Source organism: Bacteroides sp. (assembly GCA_036351255.1).
GTDB lineage: Bacteria > Bacteroidota > Bacteroidia > Bacteroidales > UBA7960 > UBA7960.
In genome coordinates, this window is sequence record JAZBOS010000115.1 from 115,406 (window position 1) to 135,591 (window position 20,186).

Annotated in this window: 19 protein-coding genes; 16 read left to right on the top strand and 3 right to left on the bottom strand. The window is 52.2% G+C overall.

The features are described 5' to 3' along the window. The 7 genes from V2I46_11720 (at nt 1) to V2I46_11750 (ending at nt 6,884) form a co-directional block, all read left to right on the top strand. On the top strand, nt 1–249 hold the full coding sequence (locus tag V2I46_11720; protein MEE4178165.1) for a hypothetical protein: 249 nt from the start codon (nt 1–3) through the stop codon (nt 247–249). 118 nt (nt 250–367) lie between these two features. Further along, the gene (gene recJ, locus V2I46_11725) at nt 368–2,119 is read left to right on the top strand and encodes a single-stranded-DNA-specific exonuclease RecJ (protein ID MEE4178166.1); all 1,752 of its coding nucleotides are present in this window, start codon (nt 368–370) and stop codon (nt 2,117–2,119) included. A gap of 50 nt (nt 2,120–2,169) precedes the next feature. Further along, the gene (gene trpS, locus V2I46_11730) at nt 2,170–3,165 is read left to right on the top strand and encodes a tryptophan--tRNA ligase (GenBank protein MEE4178167.1); all 996 of its coding nucleotides are present in this window, start codon (nt 2,170–2,172) and stop codon (nt 3,163–3,165) included. 2 nt (nt 3,166–3,167) lie between these two features. After that, nucleotides 3,168–3,503: a hypothetical protein gene (locus tag V2I46_11735; protein ID MEE4178168.1), complete on the top strand. Its 336-nt coding sequence runs from the start codon at nt 3,168–3,170 to the stop codon at nt 3,501–3,503. 14 nt (nt 3,504–3,517) lie between these two features. Further along, entirely contained in the window at nt 3,518–4,714 is a 1,197-nt protein-coding gene (hflX, locus tag V2I46_11740) for a GTPase HflX (GenBank protein ID MEE4178169.1), read from the top strand. Nucleotides 4,715–4,846: 132 nt separating this feature from the next. Further along, a complete protein-coding gene (locus V2I46_11745) occupies nt 4,847–5,980 on the top strand; it encodes a glycosyltransferase family 4 protein (protein ID MEE4178170.1) in 1,134 nt (377 codons plus the stop codon). Further along, nucleotides 5,967–6,884, top strand: coding sequence for a lysophospholipid acyltransferase family protein (locus V2I46_11750; protein MEE4178171.1), 918 nt, complete (start codon nt 5,967–5,969; stop codon nt 6,882–6,884). Before V2I46_11745 ends, V2I46_11750 begins: the two co-directional genes overlap by 14 nt. A gap of 41 nt (nt 6,885–6,925) precedes the next feature. Here V2I46_11750 and V2I46_11755 read toward each other — a convergent pair whose 3' ends face one another. The 3 genes from V2I46_11755 to V2I46_11765 form a co-directional block, all read right to left on the bottom strand. Next, nucleotides 6,926–7,303, bottom strand: a complete 378-nt coding sequence (locus tag V2I46_11755) for a four helix bundle protein (protein ID MEE4178172.1) — start codon at nt 7,301–7,303, stop codon at nt 6,926–6,928. Nucleotides 7,304–7,371: 68 nt separating this feature from the next. Continuing rightward, the gene (locus tag V2I46_11760) at nt 7,372–8,481 is read right to left on the bottom strand and encodes a hypothetical protein (GenBank protein MEE4178173.1); all 1,110 of its coding nucleotides are present in this window, start codon (nt 8,479–8,481) and stop codon (nt 7,372–7,374) included. Nucleotides 8,482–8,488: 7 nt separating this feature from the next. Beyond that, on the bottom strand, nt 8,489–8,974 hold the full coding sequence (locus tag V2I46_11765; protein MEE4178174.1) for an RNA polymerase sigma factor: 486 nt from the start codon (nt 8,972–8,974) through the stop codon (nt 8,489–8,491). A gap of 279 nt (nt 8,975–9,253) precedes the next feature. Between V2I46_11765 and V2I46_11770 the strand changes: the two genes are divergently transcribed. The 9 genes from V2I46_11770 (at nt 9,254) to V2I46_11810 (ending at nt 19,293) form a co-directional block, all read left to right on the top strand. Continuing rightward, nucleotides 9,254–10,009: a polysaccharide biosynthesis/export family protein gene (locus V2I46_11770; protein ID MEE4178175.1), complete on the top strand. Its 756-nt coding sequence runs from the start codon at nt 9,254–9,256 to the stop codon at nt 10,007–10,009. 19 nt (nt 10,010–10,028) lie between these two features. Further along, nucleotides 10,029–12,470 carry a polysaccharide biosynthesis tyrosine autokinase gene (locus tag V2I46_11775; GenBank protein ID MEE4178176.1) on the top strand — a complete coding sequence of 814 codons (2,442 nt, stop codon included), beginning with the start codon at nt 10,029–10,031 and terminating at the stop codon, nt 12,468–12,470. A gap of 236 nt (nt 12,471–12,706) precedes the next feature. After that, nucleotides 12,707–13,219: a UpxY family transcription antiterminator gene (locus tag V2I46_11780; protein MEE4178177.1), complete on the top strand. Its 513-nt coding sequence runs from the start codon at nt 12,707–12,709 to the stop codon at nt 13,217–13,219. 187 nt (nt 13,220–13,406) lie between these two features. Continuing rightward, a complete protein-coding gene (locus V2I46_11785) occupies nt 13,407–13,820 on the top strand; it encodes a four helix bundle protein (GenBank protein MEE4178178.1) in 414 nt (137 codons plus the stop codon). Nucleotides 13,821–13,872: 52 nt separating this feature from the next. Beyond that, entirely contained in the window at nt 13,873–14,976 is a 1,104-nt protein-coding gene (wecB, locus tag V2I46_11790; protein MEE4178179.1) for a UDP-N-acetylglucosamine 2-epimerase (non-hydrolyzing), read from the top strand. Between the two features lie 183 nt (nt 14,977–15,159). Beyond that, nucleotides 15,160–15,627, top strand: a complete 468-nt coding sequence (locus V2I46_11795) for a DUF559 domain-containing protein (GenBank protein ID MEE4178180.1) — start codon at nt 15,160–15,162, stop codon at nt 15,625–15,627. 242 nt (nt 15,628–15,869) lie between these two features. Continuing rightward, nucleotides 15,870–17,282 carry a UDP-glucose 6-dehydrogenase gene (locus V2I46_11800; protein ID MEE4178181.1) on the top strand — a complete coding sequence of 471 codons (1,413 nt, stop codon included), beginning with the start codon at nt 15,870–15,872 and terminating at the stop codon, nt 17,280–17,282. Between the two features lie 311 nt (nt 17,283–17,593). Beyond that, nucleotides 17,594–18,085: a DUF559 domain-containing protein gene (locus V2I46_11805; GenBank protein MEE4178182.1), complete on the top strand. Its 492-nt coding sequence runs from the start codon at nt 17,594–17,596 to the stop codon at nt 18,083–18,085. Nucleotides 18,086–18,135: 50 nt separating this feature from the next. Beyond that, nucleotides 18,136–19,293, top strand: coding sequence for an NAD-dependent epimerase (locus V2I46_11810; GenBank protein ID MEE4178183.1), 1,158 nt, complete (start codon nt 18,136–18,138; stop codon nt 19,291–19,293). The last annotated feature ends 893 nt before the right edge of the window (nt 19,294–20,186 follow it).

A 20,186-nucleotide genomic window follows, 5' to 3' on the forward strand; every position in this document is an offset into this window, starting at 1 on the left:
ATGAACCAATCGATGACGCTGGAAGTAATCACCCCTGAGAAGTCGCTCTACAAGGGTTCGGTGGTGCTGGTGCAGCTGCCCGGCGCCATGGGCTCCTTTGAAATCCTTTATAATCACGCCCCCCTAATGGCCATACTGGGAAAAGGCCGCCTGAAAGTCATTGATGAAGAACGCAATAAGTTTTACATCGACATTGAAAGCGGGGTGGTGGAAGTGCGTGATAACCTGATCAAGGTGATCACCCCCTGATTTTTTCACTGTATTAAAGCTTTGTATCTCAATTTCTTGTTGGGAAAAGGCTTTCTCCCGTTTAAAGGAGTATAAGCCTTCTCCCTGTTTTTCGTTATCTTTACAAAAACGTTTTTGGATGTTACAAAAAAGATGGGTAGTCAGGGAAAATACCAAGCCAGACTTGGTAGAAAAACTGTCTTCCTCGCTCAACATAGATCCCGTTCTTGCGCAGTTGCTGGTTCAGAGAGACATCACCAGTTTTCCGGAGGCGCGTGATTTCTTCCGGCCCTCGCTCGACAACCTGCATGATCCTTTCCTGATCAAGGATATGGATGTAGCCATTCGGCGCATAGAACTGGCCATGGAGCGCGGTGAGCGTATCCTGGTTTATGGCGATTACGACGTGGATGGCACCACTGCCGTCACTTTGGTCTATTCCTTTCTGAAAGACTTCTACGATAAACTGGAATTTTATATCCCCGACCGTTACAAGGAAGGTTACGGGATCTCGCATGAAGGCATAGACCATGCAAAGCGGCGCGGGGTAAGTCTGATGATTGCCCTTGACTGCGGCATCAAGGCGGTTGAGCAGGTGGAGTATGCCCTGGAAAGAGGCATTGAATTCATCGTGGTGGATCATCACCGTCCCGGAGAGGTGCTTCCTCCCGCTGTCGCGCTGATAGACCCCAAGCAGAGCGACTGCAATTATCCTTACAAGGAACTTTCAGGTTGCGGGCTGGGCTTTAAACTGGCACAAGCTTTTTACCAGAAGCACCGTAAACCCTTTGAAGAGCTGGAGAAATTCCTGGACCTGGTAGTGGTAAGCATTGCCGCCGACATCGTGCCCATCACCGGCGAGAACCGGGTGCTGGCCCATTTCGGCTTGAAGCGCCTGAACATGGAGCCCCGGGCCGGGCTTGAATCCATCCTGTTTTACAACAATATTTTCAAGAAAAGCCAGCCTGACGAGAAAACTGCCTTTACGCGTGAGATCAACATCAACGACCTGATGTTTATGATCGGACCCAGGATCAATGCCGCCGGGCGTATCGAAAACGGGAAAACTGCGGTGGATCTGTTGCTGTGTGACCATATGGGCGACACCCATCAACTCAGCCAGACCATCAATGAGAACAATGCGGAACGCCGAAGCCTGGATACCAACATCACCGAGCAGGCCATGCGAATGATCAGAAAAAATCCCAGGATGAAAAATTCCAGGGCAACCATCCTGTACGATCCCGAATGGAGCAAGGGCGTCATTGGTATCGTGGCTTCACGCCTGATAGAAAACTATTACCGTCCCACCATTATCCTGACCGAGTCAAATGGCATGATTACGGGTTCGGCAAGATCGGTCAAGGACTTTGATATTTATGATGCCATCGACGCCTGCAGCCATTTCCTGGAACACTTTGGCGGGCATAAGTATGCGGCGGGTCTTAGCCTGAAACCCGAAAACCTGGAGGCGTTTACAGAGGCTTTTCACCAGGTGGTTGAAGACACCATTACCGAAGCCATGCTGGTTCCGGAGATCGAGATTGATGCACAAATCGGCCTTCCCAGCATCGAGGGAAAATTCTTTCGCGTCCTGAAGCAGTTTGCACCTTTTGGGCCGGGCAACACCAATCCGGTGTTTCTTACCCGGGGCTGTGTAGCTAAGAATTCGCCAAGGGTGGTGGGCAACAAGCACCTGAAGTTTAACCTCACACAACCCGAAATGGGAATGGCCGAATTGCCTGCCATTGCCTTTCAGCAGGGGCATCAGCTTGAAAACATGCTCGCCGGAAAGCCCTTCGACCTGGTGTACCAGATTGAAGAGAATGAATGGAACGGCAAAACCCACCTGCAACTCAACGTGAAAGATATCCTTTTCCCGGAAGAATGACAGGCTTTTCCCATCGAATTGACAGCACATATTTTTTGTAATTTTGCAGCATGGAAACAGTATTAAGTGGAATACGTTCAACAGGTCATTTGCACCTGGGCAATTATTTTGGTGCCATCCGGAATTTTCTGAAGATGCAGCATGAGCACCACTGCTATTTTTTCATTGCCGACTATCATTCGCTGACCACCCACCCCACCCCCGAGGACCTTCACCGCAATGTGAAGCAGGTGCTGGTGGAGTACCTGGCTGCCGGCATTGACCCGGAAGTCGCAACCCTTTACATCCAGAGCGATGTTCCGGAGGTGGCTGAACTCTACCTGTTGCTGAACATGAATGCATACATGGGCGAGCTGGAACGCTGCACCTCGTTTAAGGAAAAGATCAGGAAACACCCTGAAAACATCAATGCAGGCCTGCTGACTTATCCTGTTCTGATGGCTGCTGATATTATTATCCACCGGGCCACCAAGGTCCCTGTGGGGAAAGACCAGGAGCAGCACCTGGAGATGGCCCGTACTTTTGCAAACCGGTTTAACCGCCTGTACAAGGTGGATTATTTTCCTGAGCCTTACGCCTACAACTTTGGCAGCGAGCTGGTAAAAATCCCCGGCCTGGATGGCAGCACCAAGATGGGGAAGTCGGAGGGAGAAGGCAATGCCATTTTCCTGGCCGATGATCCGGCTGTTATTCGCAAAAAGGTGATGCGTGCCGTCACCGATAGCGGCCCCACTGAGCCCGGGGCACCCATGTCGCAGGGCGTGGAAAACCTTTTCAACCTGATGAAAGTGCTGAGCAGTACCGACACCTATGCATACTTTCTGGACAGATACCGTGACGGGAGCATCCGCTATGGTGATCTGAAGAAGCAGCTGGCGGAGGACGTGATTGCATTTACCACACCCCTGCGCGAACGAATCCTTGCGCTTTCGGCCGATGAGCCATATCTGAGCAAGGTAGCTAAGATGGGTGCAGAGAAAGCCCGCGAGAGCGCCAGCAAGACCGTGAATGATGTCCGCAACATAATAGGCTTTAAACCCTTCTGATCATGCGTCCCATAAAAAGTCTCAGTCCCCTGACCACTTGGCTGCTGCGCCTGGGTGTGCTCCTCATGGTGGGTTTGCTGGCATGGCCCAACCTGGAATATTTCAACTTTACCAGCCTCAACTCCATCCTGACTGCGGCCTTTGCCCTGTTTGCCATATTGTTGTTTTTCGGTGGTTTTACGAACAAGCACACCCTGACCATGGTGTCAGGCCTTTTGCTGTTCTTATTAGCCGTTTGGCATATTTACTGGCAATACCGTGGCATGAATCTCAGCTTTGCTGCCTATGCCCTGACCGGGGTTTTAGGCCTTCATTTCTTCGTGAACGGAAACAAATAGTACCTGACCAGCACATGCCCCAATACATTGAGACAAAAAAAGTAAAGGAAAAGGTAGTCCTGGTTGGAGCAATCCTGGGGCGGCAAACAGAAGAGCTGGTTTCAGAATACCTGGACGAGCTGGAGTTCCTGGTGGATACTGCCGGCGGGGAAACCCTTCGTCGTTTTACCCAGAAACTCGACCGGCCTGACCCTGCCACATTCATTGGCAAGGGTAAATTTGAGGAAATTACAAATTATGTGCAGGAGCAGGAGATCGACCTGGTGGTGTTTGACGATGAGCTGAGTCCATCGCAGCACCGCAACCTGGAACGTACGTTCAAATGCCGGGTCATTGACCGCAGCAACCTGATTCTGGATATTTTTGCCCAGCGGGCACGCACTGCCCACGCCCGCACGCAGGTGGAACTGGCCCAGTATCAGTATCTCCTGCCACGCCTGGCAGGGATGTGGACCCACCTGGAACGCCAGAAAGGGGGTATCGGCCTGAAGGGCCCCGGGGAGAAGGAGATTGAAACCGACCGCCGGATTGTCCGCGACAAGATTGCCCTGCTGAAAGAGAAACTTCGGCAAATCGACAAACAAAAAGCCACCCAGCGCTCTAACAGGGGAAGCTTGGTGCGGGTGGCCCTGGTGGGATATACCAACGTGGGGAAATCCACCATCATGAACCTGCTGAGCAAATCGGAGGTCTTTGCCGAAGACAAGCTCTTTGCAACCCTCGACACTACGGTTCGCAAGGTGGTGATCGGAAACCTGCCCTTCTTGCTGAGCGACACCGTTGGGTTTATCCGCAAGCTACCCCATCACCTCATTGAGTCATTCAAATCCACCCTTGACGAGGTGCGCGAATCGGATATCCTGGTGCACGTGGTCGATCTGGCCCATCCCGGTTTTGAGGAGCAGATCAATGTGGTGAAGGAAACCCTCAACGAAATCACCGAAGGCGAGGAAAAGACCACCATCATGGTTTTCAATAAGATCGACAAGTACACCTTCGTGGAAAAAGAGGAAGACGACCTGCTGCCCCCCACGCGGGAAAACATGAGCCTGGCCGAAATGCAGCAGACCTGGATGGGAAAAGCCAACGCCCCCTGCCTGTTCATTTCTGCCAAACAAAAACAAAACCTGGAAGCCTTCCGCAGGATGCTTTACGACCACGTTTACGAGATCCATAAGCAGCGCTATCCCTATGACAACTTTCTCTATTGATTTTTTTCGGGTTACAGTCATCTATTATTATGGGTACGATATCCTTTGCTCATGTCTGGCTTGATTTTCCCTAAAAAAATTGGTTGTTTTTGCATTCTTTTCGTTTAATTTGTCTCCTGATTTTGAAAAACGATGAAGGAGAACAACCTCCCCAGGATACTGCATGTTTCCAGCTCGCGCAGCTGGCGAGGCAGCGAGCAGCAGGTGTCGTATCTTCTGGATGAACTGAAAGCGCAGGAATGGCCATCCCTGCTATTATGCCGGAGCAAGTCTGCCCTCAGGCGATACAGCAAAAGACACCGCATAGAATCCATTTCCTTTAAAAGCAGGGGGTTCTGGAATTATCTCCTGGCGAGAGAGATCTGTCATCAATACCGGAAACGTCCCTTCGACCTGATCCACGTGCACGACTCCCGGGCTCATGCGGCAGCGATCCTGGCACGATGGATGGGCGTTCGTTTGCCTGTGGTGGTGAGCCGCTTTGCCGTTGCAACGGAAAAAGCCAGTTGGTTTACACGCCGCCTTTTCAACCACCCGGCCAACAAGGCCATTGTCTGTGTCTCGGAAGCCGTCCGCAACAGCCTGGATCCGATCATCCGAAAAAAGGCTTTGCTGCGGGTGATTCCCAGTGGCATAGATCCTGAAGAATTTGACGTGGAAGTTCCCCACGGAAGGCTGAGGCGCGAATATTTTATTCCTGACGATTACGCATTGGTGGGCAATGTGGCAGCCCTGGTGTCTCACAAGGACTACCACACCTTCCTGAAGACCGCCAAAATCCTGCTGGAACAAAACCCAAAGATGTTTTTTCTCGCCATTGGCGACGGGCCCCTGCACGATGAGATTGAAAAAGCCGCTGAAAAAATGGAGCTGAAAGACCATTTCCGGATTACGGGTTCCCGCAAGGATCTCCCGGAAGTATTGTCGCAGCTCGATGTCCTGATGTCGTCATCAGTAACAGAAGGGCCTGCCACCACAGTGCTGAATGCTTTTGCAGCCGGAATACCCGTAGCTGCCACTGCCGCAGGCAGCGTTCCTGAAATGGTGAAACACGAACACAGCGGAATGCTCTCACCGGTGGGCGATGCTCAGGAGCTGGCCAATCATGTCCTCAGGATCCTGAACGACGAAACACTGCGCATCAGAATCATTGCAGGCGGGAAAGAAAAACTGCAACGGTTTCACCGGAAGGTCATGGCCGAAAAAATGTTAGCCCTTTACCTGGAACTGACCGGAAAAACAAGCCTGGGAAATGAAAAAAGTTAAGCGTTTTCTGAACAACGTCCTGAGTTTTCCCCTGGCAGTGCTGGTGCTGTTACTAGCCCTGATGCCTTTCGGGGTGTTGTATTTTTTCTCCCACATCCTGTATTTCCTGCTGTGGCATATTGTGGGATACCGAAAGAATGTGGTATTATGCAACCTGCAGAAGGCGTTTCCAGAATGGGATGACAGGAAAAGAAAAGATGTCGCACGGAAGTTTTTTCATCACCTCTCGGAACTGATCATGGAATCGGTAGGGCTGATGACCGTGCCGGTTTCCACCATGCGAAAGCGTGTCCATCTGGATGAGGAGGGCAGGATGCTGATGGCCCGCTATTACCAGGAAGGACGCAGCGCCATCATGACCCTGGGGCATTACGGCAACTGGGAATGGATGGGTGCCGGCATTAACCTGGAACATCCCGGGCAACTGATTGCAGGATACAGGCATCTGCGCAACAGGGTCTTCGACCGGCTGATCTACCGAACCCGCATGCGCTTTTACAAACAGCTGATCCCCTCTAAAAAGCTGGCGCGCAAAATGGTGTCGATGGCTGCCTCCAAAGAACCCGCCGTCTTTGCCCTGCTGGCCGATCAATGGCCACGACCCGATACCGCTTTCTGGGTGGACTTCCTGGGAAGGGAAACACCTTTCTTTACGGGTCCTGAAAAACTGGCAAGGAAACTTGGCCATCCCGTGCTGTTTTGTTCCATCCGCAAACAAAAGCGAGGCCATTACCTGATCAACGTACAGGTCATCACCGAAGACCCCAAATCACTGGCCCCCCAGGAAATCACCCAACGTTATGCCACCCTGCTTGAAGAGGAAATCCGCCAGGCACCCCAATACTGGCTGTGGTCGCACCGGAGGTGGAAGAAGGAAAAACAAGAAGTGAGAAATGAGAAGTGAGAAATGAGAGGTGAGAGGTGAGGTGAGAGGTGAGAGAAGAGTTATGGTTTGGTGAACTTTTCTGGGTTATTCATCATGGATATCAAAATTCGGCGAACCTCATCATATTCTTTAAGCAAAAATTCGTGGGTGGTCGGGTCTATATATTTGCACTCCAGAGAAAAGTCCAACCAGGATTCGGTCTCAAATTCCTCGGACAGCGAATCACTCATTTTACTTACAAAATGCTTTTCATAATTTCTTTTTGCCCAGGCTTCGGCAATATTGGTTGCCACCGAACGGGATGATCTTCTGGTCTGATCAGTAAGGGAGTATCTTTCCTCTGACGGGAAATGTTTAGAAATTTCAAAAATTTGCGTGGCCAGCTTAAAAGCCTTCTGATAAACGATCAAATCCCTGAAACTATTAATCAGTCCCATAAACTATTTCTTTTTCTCATCTCAAATCTCTCAATTCTCACTTCTCATCTCTCATCTCTCACCTCTCCTTACTCCCTGGTGACTTCAAAGGCATCCCCAATGGCTAACTGCCTGGTTTTGCCATTTTCATCCTTTTGTCTTTCAATATTCAGCGGATTGCCAAGGAGGTTATTGATGCCGTTGAGTGATACCGAGGCGATTTCACGAAGGGCACCCCGGCGGTCGGTGCTCAGGCGTTCTTCCATCTGCCGGACATTATCAGGCATATTGCGCTGAATGCCATTGTAGGCAAGCTGAATCACATCGCTGGCTGATGAAGGTCGTACCGGGGGCGGGACCTCCTCTCTTTCACGGAGGTGCCAGTAGGCAAATTCCGTTCGCTGCTCCATGCTTGTCCCTTCGGCCAGGGAGGCTTCAACAGGCGTAGCGCCGCGGGCCATCAGGCGGTTGGTCTCCATGGGAGGGGGAACATCAGCAACACTACTCTGGGCGAGGCTTATGTTTGCCGAACGAACAGTTTCCCTGGGCCTGGTTGTCGGGCGTGCGATTTCCACCGCTTTAGCAGGGGCAGGTGTCATCTCTGTGGCTTCTGCCAGTTCAGGCTCAGGGGTCATTTCAGGGGCAGAACCTAAAGGGGTCTCTATGGGCGTGGGAGGCAGGTCTACCAGCTGAGGTTCATTAAACCGGGGCACCTGGACAAAGAACAGGGTGGCAAAAAACAGCACCACCGCTGCAACGGCCCCGTATCGCATCATCTGGGTATAGAGGGGAATGATACGGCCCCGCTTCAGCGCTTTCTTCCCCGGAAAAACAATGGAATAATCCGTTTGCAGGCGGGCCTTCTGCATCAATTCAAATTCTCTTTGCCGGGCGGGACTGCTGTAGGCAAAGTTTTCCACTGCAACACATTCTTCCGGGTTCAGGTCTCCCTCTACATAAGCGGCAAAATAGCGCTCACAGTTTTCTGGTGTAATCTCCCCTCTTTTCAGGGAAGCCTTGCCTTCGAAAAGCACTTCATCTGCGTCATGCAGGCGCACCAGTTCAAAGTCGTGAAACTCGGCTTTCAGATCAGGTTCCTGGTCAAGAAAAGCCATCAGCTCCTCCACCTGCGCTGATGACAGGTTGCCCTCGTAGTAGTCGAGGAAGAAGATCTCGTAATTGGTTCTGTTAATACGCATGGCTTTTTTAAATGACGGCATCCAAACTGCCTATATAATTCTTCAGGGCGGCACGTGCCCGGTAAATGTACACTTTCACTTGCGACTCGTTCAGGCCAGTGACCTCGCCGATCTCCTGGTAGGAATATCCTTCATAATCGCGCAGCAGCACAACGGAACGCTGTATGTCGGGCAAACGGGCCACCGCTTCATCCAGAATTTCCTTCAGGTCCGAGTAGCCATCCCGGTAGCCGTGATCCGGATACACCCTGGCATCCATCTCCACGCTGAAGCGCTCGCGCCGGATGGCATCGATCATGGTGTGATAAGCCGTGGTGAACAGGTAAGAACGCGATTTGCTGCCATCGATCTCGTCCACCTTCAACCACATCTTTTCAAAGCTGTCCTGCACAATATCGCGTGCCTTATCTTCATCGCGCACATTCTTCAGGACGAAACGGTACACACCATCAGCGTGCCTGTCAACACATTCGTTATACTCGGCCGTAGTCATACAATCTTTCCCGGGATTTTCTTCTGTTTGAATCTATGACGATGGCCATACCCAAAATGTTACAGCCACCCTTTTATTCTTTCTTTTTTCAAATTTACGGAATATCCTGTCATTTTCAATACATTAACATAAATTTTATGAAGCTAAACCCTTGATATTTACAGTTTTTTTTCAATTTTACTGAAGCAAAAAATTTATCTTTGCACCCTGTATCCACGCCAGCCTTACCTCCCATGGAGGAAAAGCGGTCTGACATATCGAAAAAACCATATATAAAGAATGAAAAACCGGATATTTATTCTATTATTCCTTTTCTTAGCAGCCTGTGCCCCACACCGTGAAATGGTGTATCTGCAGGACAAGACCAATGTCGGCGACCAGGTGGAAGTGAACCCCGCAGACTATCGGATCAGGCCCGGCGACATTCTGCACATCCGGGTGATGACCCTCGACAAGGAGTCGCGCGAACTGTTCAATGCCGACGACGCTCGCCTGACCACCGGGGGCACTGGTTCAAATGCCAACTTCTATATTTATGGCTACAGCGTTGATCCTGAAGGCCAGGTTCACCTGCCTGTAGTGGGTTCCATTCCTTTGACAGGCAAGACCCTGGAGGAGGCCCGCCTGGCCATACAGGAAAAAGTGGACCTCTACCTGGTAGGGTCTACCGTCAATGTGAAGATGGTCAACTTCTCCGTCACCGTGCTGGGTGAAGTAAAAAGCCCCGGCACCTATTATGTGTATGACAATAAATTCACCATCCTCGATGCCCTTGGCATGGCAGGTGACCTCACTGATTACGGCAACCGCAAGGTGAACCTGGTCAGGAAAGGCGAAGATGGACTGAGTTTTCATACCATTGATCTGACCTCGCGGGCCATGGTAAGCTCTGAGTTGTATTACCTGCAGCCCGGCGACCTGGTGTATGTGGAACCCCAAGTGGCGAAACGTCTGGGCTTCTCGCAGTTCCCCTTTGCCCTGATCTTCTCTACCATCTCCACCACCCTGCTGTTAATCAGTTTTTTTAATAATTAATTAAAGACCTCCCCGCGCAATGAATCAGGATCCCTATCAGGAGGAAAGCTTAGATCTTAAGAACATTATTTTCAGGTACCTGCCCTATTGGTACCTGTTTGCCCTCAGCCTGCTGATGGCTCTTGGGCTGGCCTATTTTTACAACCGCCTGGCCGAGCCGGTTTACCGGGTCAACTCCACCGTTTTGATCAGCGACCGCAGCAAAGGCCTGGGACAGGGCGCCCTGCTGAGCGAAATGGACCTCTTCGGCACCCGCACCGGCTTCCACGACCAGATCATCATCCTTCAGTCAAACAAACTGATTGACAGTGTCCTGAAACGGATGGACATTGGGGTGTATTACTTTTCGACACACAGCATCCTGGGAACCTACCGTAAAAATGAGTTGTACCAGGATACCCCCTTCCGGGTGATAACCGACAAGGAAACCAGCCTGCCCTACGAAAAACAGTTTCTCATTGAGATTATCGACAACACAAGCTTTGAGATCGAAGCCGACGATGATGACATTGTTCTCCCTAAAAACGTTTACCAGTTTGGAGAAATGATCAGCGGCCGTCAGACCAGTGATAACGCGCCTGCAATGGATTTCCAGTTCCTGGTTGAACGGACCGATAAATTCAGTGCCGAAAACCACCAGGGCTCCACTTTTATGTTTGTGATTCGCAATCCCCAGCGTTTAGTCGGCGAATACTCCGGCCGCCTCAGCGTTGAGCCCTACAACAAAGATGCCTGGATCCTGAATGTCTCCTTCCAGGCCACACACCTGCAGCGTGCCATCGATTTCATCAATACCCTGACCAACTATTTTGTGGAGCTGGGCCTCACCGAGAAAAACCAGATCGCCCAGAACACCATTGAGTTCATCGATGAGCAGATTGCCATCACCACCGACTCCTTATACCTGGCCGAGAACAGCCTGCAGCGTTTCCGCCAGGAGAGCCAGCTGATGGATGCCAGCTTCATGGCCAACCAGCTCATGGGCGAATTGCAGGCCCTCGACAGCCAGAAAGCCATCGAACAGGTCAAACGGCAGTATTACGATTACCTGCAGGAGTATCTCGAAAACGACCAGGACTTCAGGCAGGTATTCGGCCCCTCCGCCCTTGGCATTGAGGACCGCCTGCTGAATGAACTCATCACCGAACTCAGCAAGCTCTATTCCGAACGGGCTGCCCTGATGCTCAGCACCACCGAGCGCAGCCCTTTGATCCAGGCTGTGGACCTCAAGATCGACCAGGCCCGCCGCACCCTTGAAGAAAACATCCGCAGCATCAAAAGCGCCTCCGATATCCTCCTGGCCGACATCAACAACCGCATCAGCCAGGTCGAAAAACGCATCAGCCAGCTGCCCGAAACGGAACGCGAACTCATTGGCATCCAGCGCCGTTTCAACCTGAACGACGCCACCTACAATTACCTGCTCGAGAAGCGGGCAGAAGCAGGCATCGCCATGGCCTCCAACATTGCCGACAACCAGGTGGTGGATCCGGCACGATATTCCGGAACGGTAGCCCCCAAAACCAGCCGCAACTACGCCATTGCCCTGATGCTGGGCTTTGTGCTGCCCCTGGGCTTCCTCATCCTGCGCGACTTCTTCAACACCAAGATACAGGACAAGAAGGAAATCACCGACGCCCTGCCCTTCCCCGTGCTGGGCATCGTGCCCCACGATGAAAGCGCCTCCAAATCGGAGGAGATCGACCTGGTGGTCTTTGACAACCCGCGCTCACACCTGGTGGAGGCCTTCCGCACCATGCGCGCCAACCTGCAGTTCATCGTCCCTGGCGACCACAGCAAGGTGATCGTGGTGACCTCCACTCGCTCGGTGGAAGGCAAGAGCTTCACGGCCCTCAACCTGGCCTCGGTATTTGCCCTTTCGGGGAAAAAGACTGTCCTGGTGGGCGCCGATATGCGCAAACCCAAGCTCTTCCGTGAGTTTGAGCTCAAACGCGAACCCGGCCTCTCCAACTACCTCATCGGTCGTGAACCCCTCGAAAAGATCCTGCAGCCTACCACCCAGGACGAGAACCTCTTCGTGATCACCGCAGGCCCCGTACCCCCCAACCCCACGGAGCTGCTGGAGACCAAAACCATGGAGACCCTGCTGGCAGAGCTGAAAACACGCTTCGACTACGTCATCGTCGACACCCCGCCCGTAGGACTGGTGCCCGATGCCATGGCCCTGATGAAAATGGCCGACACCACCCTCTACGTCATCCGCCAGCGCTTCACCGACCGCTCCGCCCTCGACTTCATCCGCGAATTCTCTGAAAAGACCGGCATCAAAAACCTCTGCATCGAGATCAACGACATGGAATCCACCAAACTTGGCGCCCGCTATGGCTATGGCTACGGTTACGGCTATGGCTACGGCTATGCCGAAGAAGAAGCCCAGGTCGACCAGGGCCTGCTGGGCAGATGGAAAGGCAGGATCAAGAACGGGAAGAGCGAGAAGTGAGTGGTGAGAAGTGAGAGGTGAGAAGTGAGAAGTGAGAGGTGAGTGATTAGGGTTTAAGGTTTAAGGTTTAAGGTTCAAGGTTAAGAATTAGGGTTATCAGCCAGGGAATAGTTGGTTATTTCTTAATCATTTTTTTACCATAATCTGGAACCCGAAACCTGGAACCTGGAACCTGGAACTGGGAACCAGAAACCAGAAACCTGAAACCTGAAACCCGGAACCTAAAACCTTCAATAATGCCCTACAAATGGTACGCCATTTACACCCGCTCCCGCTATGAAAAACGGGTTGAAAAACTCCTCAGGGAGGAGGGGGTGGAGGTGTACCTGCCGTTGATGCGGGCATTCCGGCGGTGGAGCGACAGGATGAAACGGGTGGAGGTGCCCCTGTTCAATTCCTATCTTTTTGTCAGGTCCGATCCCTCCGACCAGCGGCATTATTACAATATTTTACAGACCCCCGGCGTGGTGCGCTTCATCACCTTTGAGGGGAAGCCCGTCCCCGTGCCCGACCACCAGGTCGAAGCCCTCCAGCGCCTCTCGGCCGAAGGCTACGACCTCCAGCCCGCCGACACACCCCTCACCCCCGGCACCCCCGTCGAAATCAAGCAGGGCCCGCTGAAAGGCATCCGCGGAGAAGTCCTTTCCACAGGGGGTAATAAATTCCTGATCATCCGGCTGGACGTGCTGGATAAGAACATCCGGGTAAGCTTGCCTTCGGGGCTTGTGGAATCCACAAAAGATGTTTAAGGTTTAAGGTTCAAAGTTCAAGACTTGTACGCTAGCCAGTGGATTCAAGGTTTAAGGTTCAAAGTTCAAGGGCTTGTCCGCTTAACCAGCGGATTCAAGGTTCAAGGTTTAAAGTTCAAGGTTGTTTAGAGGAAATATTGTAATTTTGGCCATTAACCTTGCTTTTTAAAAGGAGAAGGCCTGAAGAATGAAAGTTTCGCACTTTGAAGACCTTGAAGTCTGGAAGGAAGCACGAGCCCTTTCTCAACTCGTCTTTAAACTGACTTCCTGCGAAAAATTTTCAAAAGAATTTGGTTTAAAAAACCAGATTCGCAATGCTTCCGGTTCAGTGATGGATTGCATTGCGGAAGGCTTTGAAAGAGAAGGGAACAAAGAGTTCCTTCAATTCTTAAGTATTTCCAAGGGCTCCTGTGGCGAGACCAGATCACAGGCTTACAGAGCGTTTGATTATACTCTGATTTCTGAAGGCGAACTGAATCAGTTAATTGAAACAACAACCCGCTTAAGTAAAAAGATAGCAGCCTTTATGATATACTTGCGAAAAAGCGATTACAAAGGAACCAAATTCAAAAAAACCACTTCAGGAACCCAGGAACCTTGAACCTGAAACCTTGAACCTGAAACCTTGAACCTTAAACCTTGAACCTCTTCTTATGAAAAAACTCCTCTCCATCGTAGGCGCCCGGCCGAATTTCATCAAGATCGCCCCGCTCGACAAGGCCTTTAAGAAATACCGCAAGGAGGTGAAGCACCTGATCTGTCATACGGGTCAGCATTTCGATGACAAGATGTCGAAGGTCTTCTTTGAGGAGCTGGGGCTGCCGCGTCCCGACTTTTACCTGGGTGTCGGCGGGGGCAGCCACGCCGAGCAGACCGCCCGCATCATGCTCGAGCTCGAGAAGGTGCTGCTGGCCGAGAAGCCCGACCTGGTCATCGTGCCCGGCGACGTCAACTCCACCCTGGCAGCCGCACTGGTGGCCTCTAAGATGGGCATCCCCGTGGCACACGTCGAGGCCGGCCTGCGCAGCTTCGACAACACCATGCCCGAGGAGATTAACCGCATCGTCACCGACGTGGTGTCCGACTTCCTCTTCGTCAGCGAACACAGCGGCATCCGCAACCTGCGCGACGAAGGCGTCGACGAGCACAAGATCCATTTCGTGGGCAACATCATGATCGACAGCCTCGAGGCCCATTACGACCTCCTGGAGAACCACCCCATTATCGAACAGATGGGCCTGGAGCAGGAAAACTACATCCTGGCTACCTTCCACCGCCCCAGCAACGTGGATGAGCCCGGGAGCCTCAAGGCCCTGATGGACACCCTGAAACGCCTGGCCAAAGAACGGCCCCTGGTGTTCCCCGTCCATCCCCGCACCCGCAAAAACCTGATGGCTGCCGGCCTCGACAAGCGCCTGCCCAAAGGCCTCATCCTCACCGAGCCCCTGGGATACATCGAGTTCCTCGCCCTGATGCGCTACGCCGAGCTGGTCATCACCGACAGCGGCGGCATACAGGAAGAGACCACCTATATGGGCGTGCAGTGCATCACCGTGCGCAAAAACACCGAGCGCCCCGTCACCATCGACGTGGGCACCAATCAGCTGGTAGGCACCGACCTCGACAAGGTGGAAAAAACCGCGATGGACATCCTGGGCGGCATCACCAAGCCCGGCCGCATCCCCGAACTCTGGGACGGAAAAACCGGGAAACGCATCGCGGAAATCATAGTCGAAAACTTTTCAGAAAATGAATAATAATATTTGTGAGAATTTGTGTCTTTTGATTTGTGATCATTTGTGGACTTTCTTTTTTCCCACAAATACACACAAATGATTTCACAAATGAACACAAATGGGAATTGGTTTGGAGTTTGGAGTTAATGGTTCAAAAATTGCAGCCCCGAACTCCCCCTTTGGAGGGGGCAGGGGGGAGGTCTTTTGGTTCAAGGTTCAAAGTTTAAGGTTTTCAGCCCCGGACTCCCACCGCTTACCAGCGGAGGGTTGGGGGGAGGTCCAATGAAACACAAAGAAATCCCATACAACCCGAAACTTAAAGAATTTGCAAGATATTTGCGAAAAAACAGTACACTTGCAGAAATTCTGCTTTGGAATAAAATCAAGGGAGAAACACTTGGTGTTGAATTCAAAAGACAGGTTCCAATTGATGAGTTTATTGTTGATTTCTTCTGCCACGAACTCATGTTGATCATTGAAATAGATGGTCAAAGCCACGATTTCAAATACGAGAACGACCAACAAAGGCAGAATAAACTGGAGAACCTCGGCTTTACAATTCTCCGATTTGGTGACCAGCAGGTAAAGAAAGATATGTTTAACGTTTTAAGGAGCCTGGAAATAATTATTGGGAAACTGAAATCTCAAAAACATGGGGTGGTGGTAATTTAAAGGACCTCCCCCCTACCCCCTCCAAAGGGGGAGTAAGAAACTGCAAATTTGAAAATAAGTCAATTATTGAAAAGGATAGGATTTGGGTTATTGCACCTTGAAAAACATGGGGTTGTGGTAATTGAAAGGACCTACCCCCTCCAAAGCCTGCTTGCCGGCAGGCAGGGGGGAGTAACCCCAATCCGCGTAATCCGTAACAATCCGTGTAATCCTTTAACAAACATTATACTCTCAAAAAAACTATGACTTCTATTAAATCTATCTGCTGCATCGGTGCTGGCTACGTGGGTGGCCCCACCATGGCTGTGTTTGCCCTGAAGTGCCCGCACATCAAAGTCACCGTGGTCGACAGCAACCCCGACAAGATCGCTGCCTGGAACACCGACGAGCTGCCAGTGTATGAGCCTGGCCTGCTTGAAATCGTGAAGCAGGTGCGCGGCAAGAATCTGTTCTTTTCCACGGAAGTGGACCAGGCCATCGAAGAGGCGGAGATGATCTTCATCTCGGTGAACACGCCCACCAAGACTTACGGCGTAGGCAAGGGCATGGCCGCCGACCTGAAGTACGTGGAGCTGTGCACCCGCCAGATCGCCCGCGTGGCCCAGAGCGACAAGATCATCGTCGAGAAGAGCACCCTGCCCGTGCGCACCGCCGAGAGCATCAAGACCATCATCAGCGGCACCAGCTCGCGCTTTAAGTTCCAGGTGCTGTCGAACCCCGAGTTCCTGGCCGAAGGCACCGCCATCGACGACCTCCTCAATGCCGACCGCGTCCCCATCGGCGGCGACCAGACGCCTGAAGGCCTGGCTGCCATCGAGGCCCTCACCGCCATATATGCCAACTGGGTGCCGCGCGAACGCATCATCCAGACCCGCCTCTGGTCAAGCGAGCTCAGCAAGCTCACCGCCAACGCCTTCCTGGCACAGCGCGTGTCGAGCATCAACGCCATCTCCGCCCTCTGCGAGCGCACCGGCGCCGACGTCGACGAGGTGGCCGCCGCCATCGGCATGGACTCACGCATAGGATCCAGGTTCCTCAGGGCCTCCGTGGGCTTCGGCGGCAGTTGCTTCCAGAAGGACATCCTCAACCTGGTGTACCTCTGCCGCCACTTCAACCTGCCCGAGGTGGCCGACTACTGGGAACAGGTCATCCGCATGAACGACTACCAGAAACACCGCTTCGCCCAGAAGGTCATCACCACCCTGTTCAACACCGTCAGCGGCAAGAAGATCACCATCCTGGGCTGGGCCTTCAAGAAGGACACCAACGACTCGCGCGAGTCGGCCGCCATCTATGTGGCCGACGAGCTGCTGCAGGACCAGGCCGAGATCCACGTCTACGACCCCAAGGTCAGCAAGCAACGCATCCTCGACGACCTCAACGATCTGCAGACCCTCAAGGAAGGCAACGGCAACGGACGCCTCAGCGCCGGTGACATCCAGAAGCGCGTCATCATCCACAGCGACCCCTATGCCGCCACCGACCAGGCCCACGCCGCCCTCATCCTCACCGAATGGGATGCGTTCCGCAGCTACGACTGGCAAAAGATCTATGAACAGATGCTCAAACCCGCATTCCTGTTCGATGGGAGGAACATCCTGGATGGAAAATCGATGGAGAAAATTGGATTTAAGGTTTACCAGATAGGGAAGTAAGGTTTGGAGTTTGGAGTTCAAGGTTCAAAGTTCAAGGTTCCGGGTTCAAGGTAATGTAATTGCAGCCCCGGACTCCCCCTTTGGAGGGGGTTGGGGGGAGGTCTTTTGGTTCAAGGTTCAAAGTTTAAGGTTTGCAGCCCCGGACTCCCTCTTTGGATAGCAACGCCTGTCCGACTTTTGGCGGATCCGCTAACCAACGGAGGGTTGGGGGGAAGTCCTTAAAAAAACCTAAGACCTATGATTTCAGAATAATGATTAACGATTTTTGATTTTTGATTTGCCCATAAAATGCCAGTGCCCGGACTCCCCCTTTGGATAGCAACGCCTGTCCGACTTTTGGCGGATCCGCTAACCAGCGGAGGGTTGGGGGAGGTCAGATGAAGCACCAACAAATTCCATATAACCCAAAACTCAAGGAATTTGCAAGATATTTGCGAAAAAATAGTACACTTGCAGAAATTCTGCTTTGGAATAAAATCAAGGGAGAAGCACTTGGCGTTGAATTTAAAAGGCAGGTTCCAATTGATGAATTTATTGTTGATTTTTTCTGTCACGAGTTTATGTTGATCATTGAAGTGGATGGTCAAAGCCACGATTTCAAATACGAATACGACCTGCAAAGGCAAAAAAAGCTGGAAGACTTGGGGTTTACCATAATTCGTTTTGCAGATCAACTGGTTAAAAAAGATATGTCAAATGTTTTAAGAGCTTTGGAAATAACCATTAGGAAACTGAAATCTCAAAAATCTGGCGTGGTGGAAATTGAAAAAACCTCCCCCCAACCCCCTCCAAAGGGGGAGTAACCCCCATCCGTGTAATCCGTAACAATCCGTGTAATCAATAATAAAATACAATGCCACAAGAAAAGGTCCTCATTACCGGTACTGCTGGCTTCATCGGCTTTCACCTGGCCAAGCGACTTGTTAGCGAAGGCTTTGAAGTCATTGGCCTCGATAACATCAACGACTACTATGATGTGAATCTGAAGTACGGCCGCTTAGCCGAAACCGGAATTGATGCATTGAAGGTGCAGAGTCCGGACTCCCCCTTTGGAGGGGGAAGGGGGGAGGTTGTTGGCAAGACCACCAAGGGTAGTGATTCAGCATTGAGAGTTGGGGGGAGCTCCGTTCCTTTGCATTTAACCCAGAGCTCCCTTTACCCCAACTACCGCTTCATCAAAATGGATCTCGAGGACAGGGAGGGGATTTTAAACCTTTTTGCTGCTGAGCAATTTGACTATGTGGTTCATCTGGCGGCGCAGGCAGGCGTGCGTTATTCGCTCACCAATCCGCAGGCCTATATGGACGCCAACATCACCGGCACGCTGAGCATCCTCGAGGCCTGCCGCGCCCATCCCGTCAAGCACCTGGTGTATGCCTCGTCCAGCTCGGTCTATGGCAAGAACACCCGCATGCCTTTCTCGGTACACCACAATGTTGACCATCCGGTTAGTCTCTATGCTGCCTCCAAAAAAGCCAACGAGCTGATGGCCCACACCTACAGCCACCTCTTCGGCATCCCCACCACGGGCCTGCGCTTCTTCACCGTCTATGGCCCCTGGGGAAGGCCCGACATGGCGCTGTTCATCTTCACCAAAGCCATCCTCGCCGGCGAGCCCATCGAGGTGTACAACCACGGCGAGATGCTGCGCGACTTCACCTACATCGACGACATCATCGAAGGCGTCACCCGCGTGATGAAAAGCCCCGCCGTGCCCAACCCCGCCTGGAGCAGCGAGACGCCCGACCCCGGCACCTCCGCCGCACCCTACCGCCTCTACAACATCGGCAACAGCAACCCCGCCCGCCTGATGGACTTCATCCACGCCCTCGAAGACGCCCTGGGCAAAAAAGCCCGAATGACCCTCATGCCCATCCAGCCCGGCGACGTCCCCGCCACCTGGGCAGATACCAGCGACATGGAAAAGGACCTGGGGTATAAGCCGGGAACAGCCATTCAGGAAGGCATCGGGAGGTTTGTGGAGTGGTACCGGGAGTTTTATAGAGAGTAGGCAGTATGCAGGAAGAGGCGAGGACGAGAGGTCGCGAGGAGGCGAGGACGCGACTTGAGAGACGTAAGAGAAAAAAAACCAGCGGGTTCCTCATTCCTAAGCCGCGTAGCGGCGACCGTTTGGTAGAAAACGCCCAAACACACCACAACCTAAGCCGCGTGGCGGCGACAGTATGGTAGAAGGAGATTTCCCGGATGATGGCATGGGGCATGGAGCATGGAGCATAGGGTTAAAGCCGCGTAGCGGCGATAGTATGGTAGCTAATGAAAGCCCCTCCACAACATAAGCCGCGTAGCGGCGACCGTTTGGTAGAAACTTCATTTTTTTGGTCGGCCCCGCAAAACTGCGGGGCGATAGAGGAGGCAGGAAATCATTGACCCCGGGTGCTGCGCGACCCGGGGCTATCCACAGCTGGCCTGCTTCGCAGGCAAAGAAGAAGATTTCACGGATTTTAACGGATTCCACCGAAAATGGCCTGGGGCAAGAGAAAGGTGAGAAGTGAAAGTTGAGCGAAACGTGGAGTCTTGGCCAAAAGCCAATATCCGCTGGCTAGCGGACAACCGCCTTATTTGTGCCATTGGAGGGTCTTAAAATTTGTGGCCATTTGTGGAAAAAAAGAAAGTCCACAAATCCACCCAAATGAAAAACACAATAGACACAAATCATTCTTCTTTCTGTCGCCGCTACGCGGCTTTAGGAGGTGGGTGTGTGCCAACATTCTACCATACTTCCGCCGCTACGCGGCTTTTTCCCTATGCCCTCTGCTCCATGCAATAATCCGTGGAATCTTCTTCTACCAAACGATCGCCGCTACGCGGCTTCATGGTAGCGGGTATCAATTTTTCTACCATACGGTCACCGCTACGCGGCTTTTCCCCATGCTCCATGCTCCA

What these genes read in the sequence shown, in the direction of transcription:
- trpS (MEE4178167.1), top strand. Translation starts at nt 2,170, where the DNA reads ATGGAAACAGTATTAAGTGGAATACGTTCAACAGGTCATTTGCACCTG.
- V2I46_11755 (MEE4178172.1), bottom strand. Translation starts at nt 7,303, where the DNA reads ATGGGACTGATTAATAGTTTCAGGGATTTGATCGTTTATCAGAAGGCT.
- wecB (MEE4178179.1), top strand. Translation starts at nt 13,873, where the DNA reads ATGAAAAAACTCCTCTCCATCGTAGGCGCCCGGCCGAATTTCATCAAG.
- V2I46_11750 (MEE4178171.1), top strand. Translation starts at nt 5,967, where the DNA reads ATGAAAAAAGTTAAGCGTTTTCTGAACAACGTCCTGAGTTTTCCCCTG.
- V2I46_11770 (MEE4178175.1), top strand. Translation starts at nt 9,254, where the DNA reads ATGAAAAACCGGATATTTATTCTATTATTCCTTTTCTTAGCAGCCTGT.
- V2I46_11780 (MEE4178177.1), top strand. Translation starts at nt 12,707, where the DNA reads ATGCCCTACAAATGGTACGCCATTTACACCCGCTCCCGCTATGAAAAA.
- V2I46_11800 (MEE4178181.1), top strand. Translation starts at nt 15,870, where the DNA reads ATGACTTCTATTAAATCTATCTGCTGCATCGGTGCTGGCTACGTGGGT.
- V2I46_11775 (MEE4178176.1), top strand. Translation starts at nt 10,029, where the DNA reads ATGAATCAGGATCCCTATCAGGAGGAAAGCTTAGATCTTAAGAACATT.
- V2I46_11765 (MEE4178174.1), bottom strand. Translation starts at nt 8,974, where the DNA reads ATGACTACGGCCGAGTATAACGAATGTGTTGACAGGCACGCTGATGGT.
- V2I46_11810 (MEE4178183.1), top strand. Translation starts at nt 18,136, where the DNA reads ATGCCACAAGAAAAGGTCCTCATTACCGGTACTGCTGGCTTCATCGGC.
- recJ (MEE4178166.1), top strand. Translation starts at nt 368, where the DNA reads ATGTTACAAAAAAGATGGGTAGTCAGGGAAAATACCAAGCCAGACTTG.
- V2I46_11720 (MEE4178165.1), top strand. Translation starts at nt 1, where the DNA reads ATGAACCAATCGATGACGCTGGAAGTAATCACCCCTGAGAAGTCGCTC.
- V2I46_11785 (MEE4178178.1), top strand. Translation starts at nt 13,407, where the DNA reads ATGAAAGTTTCGCACTTTGAAGACCTTGAAGTCTGGAAGGAAGCACGA.
- hflX (MEE4178169.1), top strand. Translation starts at nt 3,518, where the DNA reads ATGCCCCAATACATTGAGACAAAAAAAGTAAAGGAAAAGGTAGTCCTG.
- V2I46_11735 (MEE4178168.1), top strand. Translation starts at nt 3,168, where the DNA reads ATGCGTCCCATAAAAAGTCTCAGTCCCCTGACCACTTGGCTGCTGCGC.
- V2I46_11745 (MEE4178170.1), top strand. Translation starts at nt 4,847, where the DNA reads ATGAAGGAGAACAACCTCCCCAGGATACTGCATGTTTCCAGCTCGCGC.
- V2I46_11760 (MEE4178173.1), bottom strand. Translation starts at nt 8,481, where the DNA reads ATGCGTATTAACAGAACCAATTACGAGATCTTCTTCCTCGACTACTAC.